Annotated in this window: 13 protein-coding genes and 1 pseudogene; 12 read left to right on the top strand and 2 right to left on the bottom strand. The window is 73.2% G+C overall.

Features of this window, described 5'->3' with window-relative positions; translation table 11 throughout:
- Positions 1-19 precede the first annotated feature (19 nt).
- From ACYVGT_RS11260 to ACYVGT_RS11250, 3 genes are all read left to right on the top strand, one after another.
- Positions 20-403 (top strand): hypothetical protein, encoded by a 384-nt coding sequence (locus ACYVGT_RS11260; protein ID WP_460856888.1) that lies wholly within the window; start codon positions 20-22, stop codon positions 401-403.
- A 92-nt stretch (positions 404-495) separates the two neighbouring features.
- Entirely contained in the window at positions 496-1,674 is a 1,179-nt protein-coding gene (locus ACYVGT_RS11255) for an FUSC family protein (RefSeq protein WP_460856886.1), read from the top strand.
- 520 nt (positions 1,675-2,194) lie between these two features.
- Positions 2,195-3,004: a hypothetical protein gene (locus tag ACYVGT_RS11250; protein ID WP_460856883.1), complete on the top strand. Its 810-nt coding sequence runs from the start codon at positions 2,195-2,197 to the stop codon at positions 3,002-3,004.
- Between the two features lie 489 nt (positions 3,005-3,493).
- Here the strand turns inward: ACYVGT_RS11250 and ACYVGT_RS11245 are convergent, their stop codons facing one another.
- Entirely contained in the window at positions 3,494-4,324 is an 831-nt protein-coding gene (locus ACYVGT_RS11245; RefSeq protein WP_460856880.1) for a hypothetical protein, read from the bottom strand.
- Between the two features lie 515 nt (positions 4,325-4,839).
- Positions 4,840-5,991, bottom strand: a complete 1,152-nt coding sequence (locus tag ACYVGT_RS11240; protein WP_460856876.1) for an acyl-CoA dehydrogenase family protein — start codon at positions 5,989-5,991, stop codon at positions 4,840-4,842.
- Between the two features lie 109 nt (positions 5,992-6,100).
- Here ACYVGT_RS11240 and ACYVGT_RS11235 point away from each other — a divergent pair, with 109 nt between their 5' ends.
- The 9 genes and pseudogenes from ACYVGT_RS11235 to ACYVGT_RS11195 form a co-directional block, all read left to right on the top strand.
- Positions 6,101-6,877, top strand: coding sequence for a TetR/AcrR family transcriptional regulator (locus ACYVGT_RS11235; RefSeq protein WP_460856873.1), 777 nt, complete (start codon positions 6,101-6,103; stop codon positions 6,875-6,877).
- 220 nt (positions 6,878-7,097) lie between these two features.
- Entirely contained in the window at positions 7,098-8,729 is a 1,632-nt protein-coding gene (locus ACYVGT_RS11230; protein ID WP_460857174.1) for a peptide chain release factor 3, read from the top strand.
- 499 nt (positions 8,730-9,228) lie between these two features.
- On the top strand, positions 9,229-10,527 hold the full coding sequence (locus ACYVGT_RS11225; protein WP_460856870.1) for a citrate synthase: 1,299 nt from the start codon (positions 9,229-9,231) through the stop codon (positions 10,525-10,527).
- A 188-nt stretch (positions 10,528-10,715) separates the two neighbouring features.
- On the top strand, positions 10,716-11,282 hold the full coding sequence (locus ACYVGT_RS11220) for an HdeD family acid-resistance protein (RefSeq protein ID WP_460856868.1): 567 nt from the start codon (positions 10,716-10,718) through the stop codon (positions 11,280-11,282).
- Between the two features lie 333 nt (positions 11,283-11,615).
- Positions 11,616-12,878: a hypothetical protein gene (locus ACYVGT_RS11215; RefSeq protein ID WP_460856865.1), complete on the top strand. Its 1,263-nt coding sequence runs from the start codon at positions 11,616-11,618 to the stop codon at positions 12,876-12,878.
- A 317-nt stretch (positions 12,879-13,195) separates the two neighbouring features.
- Positions 13,196-15,364, top strand: a complete 2,169-nt coding sequence (locus ACYVGT_RS11210; protein WP_460856862.1) for a serine/threonine-protein kinase — start codon at positions 13,196-13,198, stop codon at positions 15,362-15,364.
- A gap of 112 nt (positions 15,365-15,476) precedes the next feature.
- The gene (locus ACYVGT_RS11205) at positions 15,477-16,625 is read left to right on the top strand and encodes a PP2C family protein-serine/threonine phosphatase (RefSeq protein WP_460856859.1); all 1,149 of its coding nucleotides are present in this window, start codon (positions 15,477-15,479) and stop codon (positions 16,623-16,625) included.
- A gap of 1 nt (position 16,626) precedes the next feature.
- Positions 16,627-17,949: a vWA domain-containing protein gene (locus ACYVGT_RS11200; RefSeq protein WP_460856857.1), complete on the top strand. Its 1,323-nt coding sequence runs from the start codon at positions 16,627-16,629 to the stop codon at positions 17,947-17,949.
- 13 nt (positions 17,950-17,962) lie between these two features.
- Positions 17,963-18,383: pseudogene (locus ACYVGT_RS11195) on the top strand (hypothetical protein); the annotation flags it as partial.

Genomic DNA, 18,383 nt, shown 5'->3' with positions numbered 1-18,383 from the left:
TGCGGTGAGGATGGGTTGTATGAGTACTCACGGGGATGACCGGCGCGGGGACCCGGTGAATCCGGATGCGCGCGACTGGGAGGAGGCCGGGCTGCCGGCCCAGGAGGACGCGACCGAGGACCAGCCGCTGCCCGATCCGGACCGGGAGCAGCCCACCCGGATGGACGAGGTGGGGTCCACCGGCACCGAGCGGGAGGCGGGGGAGCCCCTGGACCAGGCGCTCGCCCGGGGCGAGCCCGATACCCCCGGGGCGGTCGGGGCTGCGGCGCCGGACGGGCCGCCGGAGACGCTGATTGACGGGGAGGACCTTCCCGAGGAGCGGGGCGTCGGCGGGACACCGCGCACGGCCGATGACCCCGCGGCGGCTCCGGAGGAGAACGCGCTGCGCGAGGAAGACGGGTAACCGCGCTCTGCGGTGAGCACGGAAGCCTCCGCCGGTCCGTCCATTGGGCGGGCGGCGGGGCTGCAGGCCGGACGAGCGCACCGGGGGCGGGCATGCTGCGCAATCGCCTGAGAGCGGCACGGGAGTGGTTCTCCCGTGCCTGGGGCAGCGACGGCTACGAGCGGCGGACGCTGCTGCTGATCGCGAAGAGCACACTGGCGGCGTCGATCTCGTGGTTCGCCGCGAACAGCCTGATCGGAGCGCAGTCAGCGGCGTTCGCTCCGTTCACCGCGATCCTGATCATGCAGGTCACCGTGTACAGCTCGGTGGTCCAGTCGCTGCGCTACGTGGGCGCCGTCGTGCTGGGGATCGGGGTCCAGGCCTTCCTGTCCTTCACCATCGGACCCACCGTCCTCACCTTCGCGGTGGTCGCCCTCATCGCTCTGAGCCTGGGGCGGTTGAGGTTCCTCGGTGCGCAGGCGAACCAGGTGGCAACGGCGGCCATCTTCGCCTTCTCCAGCTTCCTCACCGCGGGCGGCTTCAGCGGCCGGCTCGAAGCCCTCGGCGAGATCCTGCTGCTCGTGCTGATGGGGTGCGCCGTCGGGATCGCCGTCAACGTCGTGGTCTTTCCACCGCTGCGCTACCGCAGCGCCGAGAAGGGCGTCAACGAGCTGGCGCACTCGGTGTGCGACCTGCTGGGAGACATCGGGCGCTCACTGGGCGAGGGAGCCGTGGAGGAGGACACCGCGCAGCGGTGGTGGAACCGCTCCGAGCAGATCGAGTCCACCGTGGCGCAGGCGCGCTCCTCGGTGGAGACGGCCCGGGAGAGCGGGCTGTACAACCCGGCCCGGCTCTGGACGCGGCACCGGATGCAGGCGTCCTTCGACGGCTACGAGCAGCTGATCGACGGCCTCGGGCGGGCCGTCCGGCAACTGGGCTCACTCGCGCGGGCGCTCTACCTGTGGTCCGACGGGGAGGGCGCCTCGACCCACACGGGCTTCCTCCGTTCCTACGGCGACTTCCTGGAGGCGCTCGGCGGAGTCGCCGACACCTTCAGCCGGATCGACGAGGACCGCCTGGAGGAGCAGGCCACCGAGTTGGGCGAGCGCTGCGAACAGGCCCAGCAGCGGTGCTCCGAACTGACCGACTACCGCGGCCGGCAGGGCGCCCCCGACTTCGAGGACCTCACCCTCCCCTACGGCGTTCTCCTCATCGAATCCCAGCGCCTCATGGGCGAGTTCCAGTACTGCTGCGACATCTTCCGCTATTACGCGTCGGACCACCGCGCTTAAGATGCCGAATCACTTACCCCATTTCGCGGCGCCAGCACGGCGGCCGTCGGAAATCGGCGCTGCCAGACCCGGCGGAGTTCGTAGGGTGCGCTCTCGTTCGCCAGTGGCAGCCCGTGCAGAAAGGGTGCTGATCTCGTCCTTGCAAACAGGATGGCAGTAAGGGCCGTGGAGGCTCCGTCTGGGAGCGCGGCCCAGTTGGCGTGTCCCAGAGGGAACGTGTGGTAGATCAGGGAGTGGCGAGGGTGGGAAGGCCCGGTAAATGTCCGGTGTTCCGCGCGGCCACCGGCGAGTGGTGATCCGTACTCATTCCGAAGAACCATCCGAGGTAATCGCGGGCGGGATTACGGAGAGCAGTCCGGTGACGTAGTATTCCGTTCGCCAGGCTGATGGGTCCGGGCTGCTGCCCGCCCGAACAGGGGTGAACGGATGCCGGAGAACGCCCCCCGGGAGCGCCGGATTCCAGGTCTGGAGTAGGGCTGCTGAATGGGAACCGCTTCGCTTTTCGATCATGGAGGATGGAATGAGTGCTGAGCTCAGCGAATCGGAGGTGATATCCAGGGATTGGAGTAATGATTCCGCCGGGAACCGCCGCGTGCGCAACTGGTCAGGTGGGATTGCGGTCGTCGCCTTTGCGGCGATGGGAGGTTCTGCCGCGTACGGGGCCGGTGCGCCTGACGCGCTTCAGCAGTACGGCGGGGTGTGGCTGGCATCAGCCGCCGGTCTGGCCGGGACCGTGCTGGCGGCGTCGGCTGCCGCCGCGCAGCTGAGAGCGGCGTCCGGGAGGACTCTCGCCGAGGAACTCCGCTCGGACGAGGTGAAGCGGGCGCCGACCGCGAAGGTCCGGGACTACGTGCAGGCCCAGAGCGACTACATGCACGACCGCGCCCAGCGCCGCCGCACCGCCGTCCGGGGGGCCGGGGGCGCCGTGCTGGCCATCGGGCTGATCCTTGCTGCCGCAGCCGCTCCGGCGGCGGGCGGGCTCGCCATCGGAATTGCCACGCTGGGCGCCGGCCTCGGGATGGCCGTCTTCTCGATGGTGAACGCCGTGAACTCCGTGGTCCTGCATTCGATGCTCGCCCACGGGAGCCTGCTCAAGGTTGACCGTGCGCAGCACAGACTCAAAGAGCCCGGGGAGCGGAGCGCGGTGCAGGTCAAACCGGCCAAGAGTCCCTTCGCCCCGCGGGCGGGGCGAGGCGCGGAAGGGTCCGTCGTCGGCAATGACCAGGCGCCCCCGCTTTCCTCCGCGAACAGGCCGGCCGGGGGCCGAACGGAATCAGGCAGTCGGCCGCGCCGGCAGCCGGGCCCGCCGCGCCGCCCGCGGGCCAAGTAGCTCCGCGCACCGCTGCTCAGGGGCGACGGGGCAGCGGCGTGCAGTCCCCGCCTTCGGGCCATGCGGCCGCTTTGGCCGGAGGTGAGGGGGAGAAGGCGGGAGACGGCTGTCCGTTCCGCGGTTGACAGGGGAGATCGCGGCAGACACTGCCTCCTCAGCTCACCCAGATTCCCCCGCCCCCGCTGCCGCACCGCAGGGGCGGGGAGTATTCCTGCCCCTAGCGGGATTTCCCCTTCCTATCGAGGTTGTCCAACCTTCCGCGCAGCCCCCTGGCGGTTCGTTCGGCTCGCTCCCGATTGGTGGTCCGGTCTCCCTTCCCGAGCCCGGTAAAAGGGTTCTCTGGTCCGAGGATGAGGGCTTCGGTTCCCTGCTGCGCCGGCGGGACGGCCTCGGTCTTCGACCTGCTTCCGTCTTCCTTCATTGTCTCCGTCCAATCACTGGAATCCCCGATGGTGCTTCATGCCGGGAGGCGCGGCGGGAATCGGATCGTCAGCCGCGGCCCTTCCCCGTTCGGGGCGGGCGCGCGGCGCCCGGACGGCGGCGGGCCGTCAGGGCGGTTCCCGCAGCCCTGCTGCCTGCTCTCACCGCGGAGTATCGGCTGTTGGGAGTGGTGCGGAGGAGGTCGACCGCGATGTGTGCCCCGACGCGCAGGGCACGACCGGCCAGTGAGGGCGCTGGCCCGGGGTGCGGGTACTCTAAGGGGGCGGGCGCTTCGGCGGCGCTGCGCGCGCGGGCGTCCTCCGCGGTGCGCGCCGAGATCTCCGAGCACAGCAGCCCGACGTGCGCCCAGGTTTCGGCGTTCTGAGCGGATCGGCGCCGGGCACGGATTCCAGAGGCCAGGGAGAGCAGCGCCGAGCCGGCGCCCACCGCCCCGATCGCCAGCGCGGCTGCACCGAAGCCCACCAGGGCTCCGATTCCCGCCGCCATGGCCGCCAGAGCCGCTGCGGCGAGTCCGGCCATGGCCCGGTACGACCGCGCTTCGACGGCCTCGGAGGCGTTCCGGTCCGAATCCCTTAGCCGTAGGACCGCCCCGTTCTCCAGTTCGGTCGCGTCCCACGAGGAGAAGTACTCACGAACGGACTCCGGCAGCCGGCCAGCGGTGTGCTCCTGGTCGAGCAGGGCCCGCGCCTGCCGGGAATTCTCCGCCTGCTCCTCCCCGGCGCTCAGCTCCGACCGCGCCGAACGCCTGACGGCCAGCGAAGCCAGCACACCCGCGCCGCCGGCCATGACGGCGGTGTACGCGAGCAGGGCTGCGGCCGGGGCGAGCGCTGCCGCTGCCGCGCCCGCTCCGGCGAGGAGAAGGGATCCGGTTCCGGCCACACGTGCGCCATTGCGCCATCGCTGCGCGACCTGGGCCCTCCGCAGCCCTTGGTGTTCCGCATCCTGGAGCGCTCCGTGCAGCCTTTCGCTGCCCTGAGCTTCCTGTACCTCGGCCTCCATCGGCGCCCCTTTCGCGGGTCCGCGCGCGTGCGGAATGCGAGTGCCGCTCGGAAGGGAGCGGGCATCGCTGGAATACCGTCGCCACTCGGCCCATCGGCGGTCCGGAATACGCCGCCAACCCGGTTCCTGCCGGCACCGCGTATTCGGTTCAGGGATTCGCGTCCGGCAACGGCGGGCCCTTCTGGCGCCGTCGATTGCGAGAGAATACCCCCGGGACGACTTTCCTGGTGACCCCCTGAGCGGATCCTCTTCCGGAGCACCCGGAAAAATGTCGCCGGCCGACACCGGGGCGTGTGCCGGAAATCCACGGGGAATCGTTTCCGGACCCCGGAGACAGAGGCAGCCCCGGCCGCAAGCTCGTCGAAGAGCCTGCGGCCGGGGCTGCCGGCGCCGCGCTACTTCAGCAGCTGCCGAGCCATCACCATGCGCTGGATCTGGTTGGTGCCCTCGTAGATCTGGGTGATCTTCGCGTCGCGCATCATGCGCTCGACCGGGAAGTCCTTGACGTAGCCGGCGCCGCCGAGGAGTTGGACGGCGTCGGTGGTGATCTCCATGGCGGCGTCGGAGGCGTAGCACTTGGCGGCGGCGCCGAAGAAGGGGAGGTCGGCGTCGTTGCGTTCGGACTTCGCGGCCGCGGTGTAGACCATCTGGCGCGCGGTCTCGAGCTTCATGCCCATGTCGGCGAGCATGAACTGGAGCCCCTGGAACTCGGCAATGGACTTGCCGAACTGCTTGCGCTCCTTGACGTAGGCGACCGCGGCGTCGAGCGCGCCCTGGGCGATGCCGACAGCCTGGGCGCCGATGGTGACGCGGGTGTGGTCGAGGGTGCGCAGGGCGATCTTCAGGCCGGCGCCGACATCGCCCACCCGGCGGTCGTCGGGGATGCGGACCCCGTCGAAGAAGAGCTCGCGGGTGGGCGAGCCCTTGATGCCGAGCTTGCGCTCCGGTTCGCCCAGGGTGAAGCCGGCGTCGTCGGCGTGCAGCACGAACGCGGTGACGTTGCTGCCGCGCTTGCCGTCCGGGTCGGTCACCGCCATCACCGTGTAGTACTCGCTGACGCCGGCGTTGGTGATCCACGACTTCTGGCCGTTCAGCACCCAGGAGTCGCCGTCCCGCCGGGCCTGCGTGCGCATGCTCGCCGTGTCGGATCCGGCCTCCCGCTCGGACAGGCCGTAGGAGAACATCGCCTCGCCGCGCGCGACCGGCGCCAGGTAGCGCTGCTTGACCTCCTCGGAGGCACCGAGGATCAGCGGCATCGTGCCGAGCTTGTTCACCGCGGGGATGAGCGAGGACGATCCGCAGGCGCGCGCCACCTCCTCGATGATGATGCAGGTGGCGAGGGCGTCGGCGCCGACGCCCTCGTAGGCCTCGGGGATGTGTGCGGCGTGGAAGTCGGTGGCGCGCAGCGCGTCGTAGGCGTCCTGGGGGAAGGACGACGTCTCGTCGACCTCGGCCGCGTGCGGGGCGATCTTGTCGTCGGCGACGGCGCGCACCGCCGCCCGCAGCTCCTCGTGTTCTTCGGCCGTCGTGAACAGGTCGAAGCTCATGGCGTCTCCTCGCGTCCGTCGTCACCCCGTCGGCACTGCGTGCCGGATCCTGGCATTCAGTGACAGCATAGAGGACCGGTGCACGGTTCTACGGGAACGGGGGAAGCCGATGCCGGACAGCGCAGGGCCCAGGGCGGCGGAGGACGGTTCGCGGGCGGGGGAGGCGCCCGGTGGGGGCGATCCGGCGCGCCGGCCGGAGCGGCGCGAGGTCGTCGCGGCTGCGGTGCGCCTCTTCGAGCGGGCCGGCTATGAGGCCACGACGATGGGCGACATCGCCGAGGCGGCCGGACTCAGCCGGCGCAGCCTGTTCCGCCGCTTCGGCACCAAGGAGGACCTCCTCTTCAGCGAGCTCGACGACCTCGCCGACGTCGTCCGCCGCCACCTCGACGCGGCCCGCGGCGGCGACCCCGTCGCGGCCGTCGTCGGCGCGGCGCGGATGGTCTTCGGCGGCTACGTCGCCTCGCCCGTCGTGGCGGCGGCGCGGTTCCGGCTGGTCCGCGCCGTGCCGCGGCTGCGCGACCGGGAGATCGCGATGACCGCCCGCTACCAGGCCGCGTTCAGCCGCCATCTGGCCGGCGGGGAGAGCGACGGGGAGCGGGCGCTGGCCGCCGAAGCGGTGGCCGCCGCCGTCATCGCCGCACACAACCACGTGCTGCGCGGCTGGCTGCGGGCCCCCGCGGACCCGCCGCCGTGGGACCGCCTCGACGCGGCCATGGCGTTCGTCACCGGCCCGCTCGCCGACCGGTTGCGCAGCGGCGCCCCGGAGCCGGCGGCGCCGGGCGGTGTGGTGGTCGCCGTTTATCCCGCCGGTACCGGCACCGCGGAGGTTCTGCGCGGCGTCCGCACCGCGCTGGAGCAGAGCGAGCCGGACGCGCTCGGAGGGTAGCCGCCCTCCTCCGCCGGCACCCGGGTGCAGCGGCGGCCCTGTCCAGGCCCGCCGAGCCGATGCGCACGGCACCGCTCGCCGCGGACACCACCCAGCGGACACCTCCTGAGCGGTAGATTCGCGGGAGCGGCCCGCAGCCGGGCGGAGCACACTGCACAGCCCGGCGCCGCGCGGCCGGCGGGACGGGACCGAGGAGACAGAGGAGCAAGCAGCGGTGAGTGTGCGGACGGACGAAGACCGAGCCCCCTCCGAAGCGGCATCGGCCGTCGCGGATGAGGCGGCGCGGCGGCGCACCTTCGCCGTCATCTCCCACCCGGACGCGGGCAAGTCCACGCTGACCGAGGCGCTCGCCCTGCACGCGGCCGCGATCGCGTCGGCGGGTGCGGTGCACGGCAAGGGGGACCGCCGGGGGGTGACCTCGGACTGGCTGGAGATGGAGCAGGCACGCGGCATCTCGATCACGTCGGCGGCGCTGCGCATCGACTACGGCGACTGCGTCTTCAACCTGCTCGACACCCCGGGCCACGCGGACTTCTCCGAGGACACCTACCGGGTGCTCTCCGCCGTCGACTGCGCGATCATGCTGCTGGACTCGGCCAAGGGCCTCGAGCCGCAGACGCTCAAGCTGTTCGACGTGTGCCGGGCCCGCAGGATGCCGGTCATCACCTTCGTGAACAAGTGGGACCGGCCGGGCCGCGAGCCGCTGGAGCTCATGGACGAGATCGAGCAGCGCATCGGCCTGCGCCCCACCCCGCTGAACTGGCCGGTGGGCATCGCCGGCGACTTCCGCGGCCTGCTGGATGCCGGCACCGGGTCGGACTACGTGAAGTTCCACCGCACCCCGGGCGGTGCGTCCAAGGCGGAGGAAGAGCACCTCGGCGACGACCGCGCCGCCGAGGTCGAGGGCGCGGCCTGGACCCAGGCAGCCGAGGAGATCGAGCTGCTCGGCGAGATCGGCGCCGTCTTCGACGAGGAGTCGTTCCTGGCCGGCGAGTCCTCGCCGCTGCTGTTCGGGGCGGCGCTGCCCAACTTCGGCGTCGGTGCGCTGCTGGACACGCTGGTGCGCCTCGCACCGGCGCCGGCAGCGAAGGAGGACACCGCGGGAGCACCCCGCCCGGTCGCCGCGCCCTTCTCCGGCCAGGTCTTCAAGATGCAGGCCGGCATGGACAAGGCGCACCGCGACCGGATGGCGTTCGTGCGGGTCTCCTCGGGCCGGTTCGACCGCGGCATGGTGCTCACCCACGCCGAGACGGGGCGCCCGTTTGCCACCAAGTACACCCAGGCGGTGTTCGGGTCGGAGCGCTCCACCATCGACACCGCCTACCCGGGCGACGTGATCGCGCTGATCAACGCCCAGGCGCTGAGCGTCGGCGACACCCTCTACGACGGCCCCAAGGTGCTCTTCCCGCCGATCCCCAGTTTCGCGCCGGAGCACTTCGCGGTCGCCCGCGCCACCGACGCCGGCCGCTACAAGCAGTTCCAGCGCGGCATCGCCCAGCTCGACAGCGAGGGCGTCGTGCAGGTGCTCACCTCCGACGTGCGCGGCGAGCAGGCGCCGGTGCTGGCGGCGGTCGGTCCGCTCCAGTTCGACGTGGTCAAGCACCGGATGGAGAACGAGTTCCGGGCGCCGGTGGAGCTGCACACGATCGACTACACGATGGCGCGCCGGACCGATGCCGCCTCGGCGCCGGTGCTGCACGGCCTGTCCGGCGCCGAGGTGATGACCCGCCGCTCCGACGGCGCGCTGCTGATGCTGGTGCACAACAAGTGGCGGCTGCGGGTGATCGAGCGCGAGCACCCGGACCTGGTGATGGAGCCGCTGCTCGCCGGGGGCGTCGACCCGTCGGAGTAGGGGAAGGCCCCCGGCAGGGGTGCAGCGGCCGCGCCGGATGGCGCCGGGAGCGTGCTGTGCTGTGCCCGGGTGAAGAACCGGTCACGACGCGATGACGGTGGAATCGCCCTTCTGGCTGATCGCGTGTGTGAACGGCGACGAATTCCCTACGGATTCATCACGATCGGGGCCTTCGGGCAGGTGAACCGCCGATCGGTGGGAACTCTCACAGAGGCGCCGAGCTCTGGCCGGCGACCCGGATCGCGCGCCGTGCTTGCCGTCGAGTGACGGACGGATCATCGTGCGTATGTCAAAAGTTGCAGTTCTTGACGCTAGAGTGAAACAAGGCGGGTGTTTTGGTGTGTCTTACGTCACCTGTTCGTGAATGCGTGAGAATTGTATGATTTTACTTCACTGGAGTTTAATAAAAAGCACCAGTGTCAGACCCGAAAGCGTCGCGGGGGCACCCCTCCGCACGCCCCCGCACCCCGCCTGGAAGGCTTGAAAGGTTGGCTCGGGCATGAGTGAAGACGGCAAAGGCACGGTCGAGCTGCGCTACGACGGTGGGGAATCGACCTTCCCGCTGCTGACCGGGTCCGAGGGCGACCAGGCCATCGACGTCAAGACCCTGCTTTCGGGCGCCGCGATGACGACCCTGGACCCGGGCTTCGGGAACACCGCATCCTGCCAGTCCGACATCACCTACATCGACGGCGCCGCAGGCATCCTGCGCTACCGCGGGTATCCGATTCAGGACCTCGCGCAGCACAGCACGTTCCTTGAGGCCGCCTACCTCGTCATCCGCGGCGAGCTTCCGGAGCCCGATGCGCTCAAGGAGTTCGCCGAGCAGCTGCGCACGCACGCCGACATCCCCGACGAGATGCGCACCCTGCTCGACGCGATGCCGCGCAACGGGCACCCGATGACGCTGCTCTCCGCGGCGGTCAACACGCTGGCCGCGTACTACGAGGACAGCGCCGACCCCAAGGACGACGAGCAGGTCGAGACCGCCACGATCCGGCTGTTGGCCAAGCTGCCGACGATCGCGGCGCACATCTACCGCAACTCCATCGGCGCCGAGCCGATCGCCCCGGACCCGTCGCTGGACTACGTGGAGAACCTGCTCCACATGCTGTTCGGCGACGGCAGCGGCGATGCCGAGCTGGACGCCCTCTACAGCAAGGCGCTGGACCTGCTCCTGCTCCTGCACGTCGACCACGAGCTCAACTGCTCCACCGCCACGGTGCGCGTTGTCGGCTCGTCCGAGGCCGACGTCTACGGCAGCGTCGCCGCCGGCATCAACGCCCTGTTCGGCCCGCTGCACGGCGGCGCCAACCAGGCGGTCCTGGAGATGCTCGAGGACATCCGCGACCAGGGCGGCGACATCGACGCCTACCTGGCCAAGGTCAAGGACAAGGAGTCCAAGACCCGCCTGATGGGCTTCGGCCACCGGGTCTACAAGAACTTCGACCCGCGCAGCCGCGAGATCAAGGGCCTGGCCGCCGACATCCTGGACCGCCAGGAGCAGCCGGACGAGCTGTTCGCGCTCGCGCTGGAGCTCGAGGGCAAGGCGCTCGCCGACGACTACTTCACCTCGCGCAAGCTCTACCCGAACGTCGACTTCTACAGCGGCGTCATCTACCGGGCGATGGGCTTCCCGACCAACATGTTCACCGTCCTGTTCGCCATCGGCCGGCTGCCCGGCTGGCTGGCGCACTGGCGGGAGCAGCGGCTGGACCCGGCGACGCGCATCGCGCGCCCGCGCCAGCTCTACACCGGCCCCACCGAGCGCCGGCACCCGGGCGCCGCTGACGCCTGATCCGCTCCTGCGCCCCGCACGGCGCACCCGAGCATCCCTCGGCGGCCCGCACTCCCGAGTGCGGGCCGCCGTGCTGTGTGCGCGGCCGGCCGGACCGGCGGGCGGACACCGGCCGCGGTCGTTCACCTTGGGTGACTGTTGTCCGACGTTTGGTGATGATTTCGGGCGTTTCCGGGCATCTGCCGACCATGATCGAATACATGAGCCGGTACTGGTGGGTCGTCACCGTCCGCGGCGTGATCGCCGTGCTGTTCGGTCTGATCGCCGTCTTCTGGCCCGGGGTGACCGCCGTGGCGCTCGCGGTCCTGTTCGGCGCCTGGGCCCTGGTCGACGGGATCTTCGCCGCCGTCCAGGCGTTCCGGTCCGGTACCGGCGAGCGCACCTCCCTCATCGTGCACGCCGCCGTCGGCGTGGTGCTCGGCCTTGCCGCACTGCTCTGGCCCGTGGCCACCGTGCTCGTGCTGACCTTCATCATCGGCGCCTGGGCGCTGGTGACCGGTGTCCTGGAGATCGTCGGCGCCGTGCGCCTGCGCAAGGAGATCACCGGCGAGTGGCTGTACATCCTCGGCGGCGTGCTCTCCGTCTGCTTCGGTCTGCTGGTGTTCCTCTGGCCCATCGAAGGCGCCGTGGTCATCGCCCTGATCATCGGTGTCTACGCCATCGTGTTCGGTGCGGTGCTGATCGCGCTCAGCCTGCGGCTCCGCAAGGCCGGCGGCGGCAGCGCCCAGAGCGACGAGACGCCGCGCGTCGTGTAGGCGACCGCGGCCCCGCGGCCGCCGCCTGCTCCGGCGGTCCGCGATCGGCGGCGGCCGTCCACCTCGGGGGGACGGCCGCCCCGCGTGTGTCCGCCTGCGGGCGGAGTATCTGCAGCTCAGCGGGGTTGCACTGCCGCTGATCGGCCCGCCGCCAGATCCCGTTCACCGCCGTCCGGTTCGCCCACTGGCCAGAGGCGGCCGAACACCGGACCGCCCTTGTCCAGTGCCGAAGCCCTGCCGGAGACTCGAGAGGACTCGGCGCCCGGGCGGCGCACGCGGCCACCCGGTCGCGGGGCCCGGGCGGTGCGCGGTGCGAGGGGGTGGCCGGAGGCGGTGGGCGAAGCGGGCGGGACCGGCCGCGCGGTGCGCGTCCGCGAGCGGCTTGGTGCGGCCCTCGGCGAGTTCGAGAACGGAGTGACCGCCCGGCTGCTCGCCGGAACCCCGCTGACCGGCGCCACTCGCGAGGAGTGGGCGGCCTCCCGCGCATCCGTCTCCACCCTGTGGCGGCTGCTGGCCGCCGTCGGGAGCCCCGGCGCCGCTGCGAACGGACCGTCCGCGGCCCCCGTCGAGGTTCCTCCCGCCAGCGGCGCACCCTTCGCCCGGCCGGAGCGGATCCCGCTGGCGGAGGCGCTCGACCGGATCCAGCGCGAGCACGACGCGGTGGCTGGCTTCCTCGCCCGCGTCGAACAGGCGTGGAACGCCGGATTCCCGGCGATGCAGGCCGCCGCGCGGGCAGCGGACCGCGCCGACGCGATCGCCGAGCGCGAGCTGGGCGGCGCCGACCTCGGCCGGACCGCGTTCCGCGCGGAGTACGAGCGCACCGCCGGCCTGCTGCGCAGCGACCCGCTCGCGGCCGCCGCCCTGGACCCGCCCTCGGATCCGGACCCCGCGGCAGCACCGCCGGAGGCGGCCGCCGCGGCGCCCGGGGACGGGCCGATCGCGGCGCTCGGCCGCTCCGCCGAGGCGCTGGCCGACCGGGTCCGCGAGGCCGCCGAACTCCGGCTGCGGTTCGCCGAGCGGCGCACGCAGCTGGCAGATGCGTCCGCGGCGGCCCGGAAGGCGGTGGTCCGCGCCGAAGGGGTCCGGGCGGCCACTGCCGAGCGCATCGCCTCCGGGGTGCCGCCTCAGCTCACCGTGCCCGCACCGCTCACGCAGCGGTCCGCCGGTCCGCTCGACGCCGTCGACGCGGTCCACCGGGACGGCGACTGGGAGTCCCTCCCCGCCGCCGTAGCCGATGCAGAGGACGCCTACCGCGGCATTGCAGCCCAGGCTGAGCAGCTGGAGCGCGACTGCTCTGCGCTCCTCGCGCGCCGCGACGAGCTGCGCGGCCGGCTGGATGCCTACACCGCCCGCGCTGCCCGCGTCGGCCGGGCCGAACAGCCGCACATCGACCGCCTCCAGCAGGAGGCCGGCGCCCTGCTGTGGATTGCGCCGTGCGACCTGGCCGCCGCCGCGGCCGCCGTGGAGCGCTTCCGCCGGGCACTCGCCGTTCCGGCCGGGGCCGGGCAGCCGCCGCCTTCCTCTGCCAGCCCCGGCCAGGGCAGCAGCGGCGGGAACAGCGCGTACGGAACGCACGGAAAGGAGGCCGGCGGGTGAGCGTCTGCACCGATCCCGAGTGTCGCGGCGCAGTAGAGGACGGCTTCTGCACCGTCTGCGGACTGGCGCCCGCGGCGGAGCCCGCCGCGCCCGCCGTGCCCCGGCAGGGGCGGCCCCAGAGCGGCCCTGCCGGGCCGAGCACCCCCGTCTCCGGACCGGCGCCGGGGACGGGGGAAGGCAGAGCGGGCCCCTCGGCGGGCCCGCTGTCCGGCCCCCGGGCCGGGAGCGTCCCCGGCGGGGGGTCGGGCGCGGTCTCCGGGCCGTCCGGGCGGATGTCCGGCCGCTCCGGAACCTCGGGCGCGGGCACCGGCCGCGGCATGCTCGGGATCGGACTGGTGCGGATTCCGCCGGTTCCCGCCCGCGACCCCGCCTCCGCCGTCCTCGCCGACCCGGTGGTCGCCGAGAAGAACCGCTTCTGCGGCCACTGCCAGGAGCCGGTGGGGCGCACCAGGGACGGGCGGCCGGGCCGCACCGAGGGCTACTGCCGGCACTGCGGCACCGAGTTCTCCTTCGTGCCCAAGCTGAACCCCGGGGACATCGTCGCCGGCCAGTACGAGGTGCTCGGCTGCCTCGCGCACGGCGGCCTCGGCTGGATCTACCTCGCCCGCGACCACAACGTCAGCGATCGATGGGTGGTACTGAAGGGCCTGCTGAACAGCGGCGATGCAGAGGCGCACCGCACCGCTGCGGCCGAGCGCGCCTTCCTCGCCGAGGTCGAGCACCCCAACATCGTCTCGATCTTCAACTTCGTGCAGCACCCCGATCCGCGCACCCGCATCCGCGCCGGCCACATCGTGATGGAGTACGTCGGCGGCAAGTCGCTGCGCGACCTCATCGTCGACCTGCGCGCCCAGGACGAGGGCGCCTGCCTGCCCGTCCCCCAGGTCCTCGCCTACGCGCTGGAGGTGCTGCGCGCGCTCGGCTACCTGCACTCCAAGGGGCTGCTCTACTGCGATTTCAAGCCGGACAACGTGATCCAGAGCGAAGAGCAGATCAAGCTCATCGACCTGGGCGGCGTGCGGCGGATGAGCGACGGCGACACTCCGGTGTTCACGACGCCCGGCTACCGGGTGCCTGAGGAGGAGCTGCGCACACTCGGCCCCACGGTCGGTTCGGACCTGTACACGGTCGGGCGCACCATGGCGGTGCTGAGCATGCGGTTCAGCTTCACCCGCGAGCACCCGCACACGCTGCCCGACCCGCAGCGGGAACCGCTGCTCGACCGCCACCCCTCCTTCGCCCGCCTGCTTCAGCGCGCCACCCACGCCGATCCCGCCGCCCGGTTCGCCTCGGCTGGCGCGATGGCCGACCAGATCACCGGCGTACTGCGCGAGGTGCTGTCCGAGGAGTCCGGCACGCCGCACCCGGCTCCGTCGGAGCTGTTCGGCCCGGACCGCTTCCTCACCGGCGCGCCCGCGCCGCTGCGGTCCGGCGCCGACCCCGACACGCTGCTCGCCGTGCCCGCACCGGCCGACGCCGCCGCGGCGCTGCCGGTGCCGCTCGCCGACCCCGAGGACCCTGCGGCCGCGCTGCTCGCCGGGCTGGCCGCGGTCCGGCCGGAGGAGGCCGCCGCAACGCTTGAACCGGTCGCCGGATCCAGCGTCGAGGCGGAGTTCGCGCTCGCGCGGGCGCTGGTGCTGACCGGCGACACGGCCGGAGCGCGGCAGCGGATGGACCGGCTCGCCGCCCGCCAGGCAGCCGAGCGGCAGGCCCAGGCGGCGGCGGAGCCGGCCGACTGGCGGCCGCAGTGGTACCTGGCGCTTGCCGCCCTGGCCGAGGGCGCGTGGACCGAGGCGGCCCACCGGTTCGACGCGCTCTACGCCCACCTGCCCGGCGAGGCGGCCCCCAAGCTGGGGCTGGCAGCCGCGTGGGAGGGCCGGGGCCGGACCGAGGAGGCGGCCCGGCTGCTGGAGACGGTGTGGGCCACCGACCGCTCGGCGGTCGGTGCGGCGTTCGCCCTCGCCCGGATCCGCGTCGCGCAGGGGCGCCGCGGCGACGCCGTCGCCGCCCTGGACGCGGTGCCCGACACCGCGGCCCTGCACACCGCCGCGCAGTGCACGGCGGTGGCGGCCCTGCTGGCCGGCGATCCGTCCGGGCTCCCTGCCGCCGATGTGGCCGAGGCGGGCGCCCGGACCGAGCGCGCCGGCGCCGGCGGCGAACAGGAGGCGCGGCTGCGCGTCCGTGTCCTGGAGGCGGCCCTCGCCCGCGGGGCGGCCGCCGCCGCACCGAAGGGGCAATCGGCTCAATCCACGCTTTCCGCGCTATCTGCCCAGTCCACGCCGGCCGGGCCTCCCGCACCGCGGAACCCCGGCACCGCCGGCGCCGTCCAACCGGAGCCACTGCTGGGCGACTCCATGGACGAGGACGGCCTCCGGCGCAACCTTGAGGCGGTCTACCGGTCCCTGGCCCGCTCTGCGACCGACCCCGATGAACGGCTGGCGCTGGTGGACCGCGCCAACGCCCGCCGCCCGAGGACGTGGATATGACCGACCACAGCACGCCCCGCGCCACCGCGCACACGCGCACTGCGCTGGCAGATCCCGCCGGACCGTCGGGGCCCGCCGCCGCTCGGCCGAACGGGATGTCCGGGAGGCGCCCGTGAGCCGGGATGAGGCGGGCGTGGATACGCCCGAGCGGAACGGCGCCGCGCTGTGTCCCGGGTGCACCGAGCCGGTCAGCGGCAGCGACGGCTTCTGCGAGAACTGCGGACACCGGCTCGGCGCAGGACCGCCGGCAGCGGGCGTTCCGGAGTCCGCGGACGCGCCCGACGCCCGGCCCACCGCGGCCGTGCCCGCGCCGGCGCCCGGGCGGGACCACATCGAGCTGCCGATGGGGGCGATCGCCGGCGTCACCGACGTGGGGCTGCGCCACGCCCGCAACGAGGACGCCATGGCGGTGCGCACCCCCGGCCCGCGGTCGCCGGCCTTCGCCGGCGTGGTCTGCGACGGCGTCTCCTCGTCGCCGCGCCCGGACGACGCCTCCCAGACCGCCGTCGACACCGCTGCCGCGGCCCTGACCGAGGCGCTCGGGGCCGGGGTGGGGCACCGCGAAGCCGCCGGCATCGCCCTGACCCGGGCGGCCGGCGCGGTCGCGGCGCTCGCCGGCGAGGAGGGCGCCCCCGCCTGCACCTACGTCGCCGCGTCAATGGCCGAGCAGGGCGGCCCCGTGACCGTCGGCTGGGTCGGCGACAGCCGCGCCTACTGGCTGCCCGCGCCGGGGACGGCCGCGCCGCCCCGGCTGCTGACCCGGGACGACTCCTGGAGCGCGGCGATGGTCGACGCCGGCGTGCTCAGCGCGCAGGAAGCCGAGGCGTCGGCCTACGCGCACGCGATCACCGCCTGGCTCGGCGCCGATTCCGGCGAGATCGACGGCCACATCGTCACGGTCGCTCCGCCCGGGGCAGGCACCGTCGTGCTCTGCACCGACGGGCTGTGGAACTACGCGCCCGAGCCGGAGGACATCGCCGCCGTGCTCACCGGCGCCTACGACGACCCGATCGGCGCGGCGCGCGCGGGCGTGCAGTTCGCCCGCGATTCCGGCGGCCGCGACAACATCACCGTCGTCGTGCTCCGGGTGCCCGAGGCGTCGGCCGAGACCGGCCCGCAGGAGAGCGCCGCGGCCGGGGAGCCGCCCGCGGAACCGAGCGTGCCCACGGTCGCGAACCGCCCGGCGGCGCCCCGGGAGCACGCTCGGGAGCAGCAGGCACAGCAGCAGGCGCAGTACCCGCGGCAGGAGGAGGAGACGTGACGTGAGCGGATCGGCCGCGGCCCGGTTCCGGGTCGACGTGGACCAGAACCCCTACCTGCCCGTGGGCGGCACCGAGGTGCACGCCATCGTCGGCGTGACCGCGGAGGCCGATCCCGGCGGAGCGGTGCCGCACCACCGCGGCCAGGCTGCGGAGGTCGTCATCGTGGACGGCTCCGGTTCCATGTACGGCACGAAGATGGTCGCCGCCAAGCGGGCCGCGCGCGCGGCGGTGGACGCGCTGCGCGACGGTGTCCACTTCGCCGTCGTCCTCGGTACCTCGGTCGCCGCGACCGTCTACCCGACGGTCGGCGGCACCGTCCCTGCCGACGCCCGGACCAGGGCGGAGGCCAAGACCGCGATCGGCACCATGGACGCGGCCGGCGGCACCCGGATGAGCACCTGGCTCGCCGAGGCCGAGCGGCTCTTCGCCCCGTTCGGCGACGGCGCGCTCAAGCACGCCATCCTGCTCACCGACGGCCGCAACAACGAGCCCGAGTCCGGGTTCCTGCCGGCCCTGCAGCGGTGCTCGGGGATGTTCATCTGCGACTGCCGCGGTGTCGGCACCGACTGGCAGGTCGACGAGCTCCGCCGGATCGCCTCGGCGCTCCTCGGCGACGTCGGCTTCATCCGCGACCCGGAGGACATGCCCGCGGACTTCCGCGCCCTCGCCGAGCGCGCCATGGGCAAGGCGGTGGCCGACGTCGCCCTCCGCCTGTGGACGCCCAAGGGCGCCGCAGTCCGCTTCGTCAAGCAGGTGGCTCCGGACGTCGAGGACCTGACCGGCCGCGCCGCGCCTTCCGGACCGCAGAGCGCCGACTACCCGCTGGGCTCCTGGGGCGACGAGAGCCGCGACTACCACCTGTGCATCGAGGTGCCGGCCGGCCCCATGGGGCGGCAGCTGCGCGCGGGCTGGGTCAAAGTGGTCGTCCCCAGTGCCGGAGACGAGGTACTCGCCTCCGCCAACGTGCTCGCCGAATGGACCGGCGACGAGGCCGCATCCACCGAGATCAACGAGCGCGTCGCCCACTACACCGGCCAGGTCGAGCTGTCCCGCGCGATCCAGGAGGGGCTGCAGGCCCGCCGGGACGGCGACGGCGAGACGGCTACGGCGCGGCTCGGCAGAGCCGTCGCCCTGGCCCACGCGTCCGGCAACGAGGCCAGCGCGCGCCTGCTCGGGCAGGTCGTCGACGTCGTCGACCCGGCCACCGGAACGGTTCGCCTCAAGGCCGACGTGGACAAGGCCGACGAGATGAACCTCGACACCTACTCCACCAAGACCGTGCGTACGCGCGGTCCGGGTGATTCCGCCAGGGGGGAGCAGTAAGGAGGGGCCGCAGATGGGCCGATGCCCGGCTGGCCACGCGACGGAGGCGCAGGACTACTGCGACGTCTGCGGTGTGCGGATGGCGGCGCTGCCCAGTGCTGCCCGCGGTGCACCGCCGGGCGCGCAGCGCACCCAGCAGGAGGCGCCGCCTGCCGCCGCCGGCAGCGCGGCGGCGGTCCAGACCTGCCCCGTCTGCGAGACGCCCCGCACCGGCCGCTTCTGCGAGGAGTGCGGGCGGGACCTCTCCCTCGCCGACGAGACCCAGCCCGACGCCCCGCGTCCGGTGCCGCAGCAGGCGCAGTCCGCACCGCAGCAGGTCCAGCCGGCGCCGCAGTCCGGCCCGTCCCGGCAGAGCCCGCGGGGCAGCGCGCGGGCCGCTCCGAGCCCGGCACCGGGCGGGCGGCGGTCCGGCCCCGCCGCCCCGCCGCACGGGC

The sequence above is a fragment of the Nocardiopsis coralliicola genome (genome assembly GCF_054779695.1).
The sequence above is the reverse complement of the archived record's forward strand: the minus strand, read 5'-3'. Positions and strand labels throughout refer to the sequence as shown.

Excerpts from the sequence above, each read along its gene's own strand:
- ACYVGT_RS11260 (WP_460856888.1), top strand. The coding sequence starts at position 20 with ATGAGTACTCACGGGGATGACCGGCGCGGGGACCCGGTGAATCCGGAT.
- ACYVGT_RS11255 (WP_460856886.1), top strand. The coding sequence starts at position 496 with ATGCTGCGCAATCGCCTGAGAGCGGCACGGGAGTGGTTCTCCCGTGCC.
- ACYVGT_RS11250 (WP_460856883.1), top strand. The coding sequence starts at position 2,195 with ATGAGTGCTGAGCTCAGCGAATCGGAGGTGATATCCAGGGATTGGAGT.
- ACYVGT_RS11240 (WP_460856876.1), bottom strand. The coding sequence starts at position 5,991 with ATGAGCTTCGACCTGTTCACGACGGCCGAAGAACACGAGGAGCTGCGG.
- ACYVGT_RS11235 (WP_460856873.1), top strand. The coding sequence starts at position 6,101 with ATGCCGGACAGCGCAGGGCCCAGGGCGGCGGAGGACGGTTCGCGGGCG.
- ACYVGT_RS11225 (WP_460856870.1), top strand. The coding sequence starts at position 9,229 with ATGAGTGAAGACGGCAAAGGCACGGTCGAGCTGCGCTACGACGGTGGG.
- ACYVGT_RS11220 (WP_460856868.1), top strand. The coding sequence starts at position 10,716 with ATGATCGAATACATGAGCCGGTACTGGTGGGTCGTCACCGTCCGCGGC.
- ACYVGT_RS11210 (WP_460856862.1), top strand. The coding sequence starts at position 13,196 with ATGCTCGGGATCGGACTGGTGCGGATTCCGCCGGTTCCCGCCCGCGAC.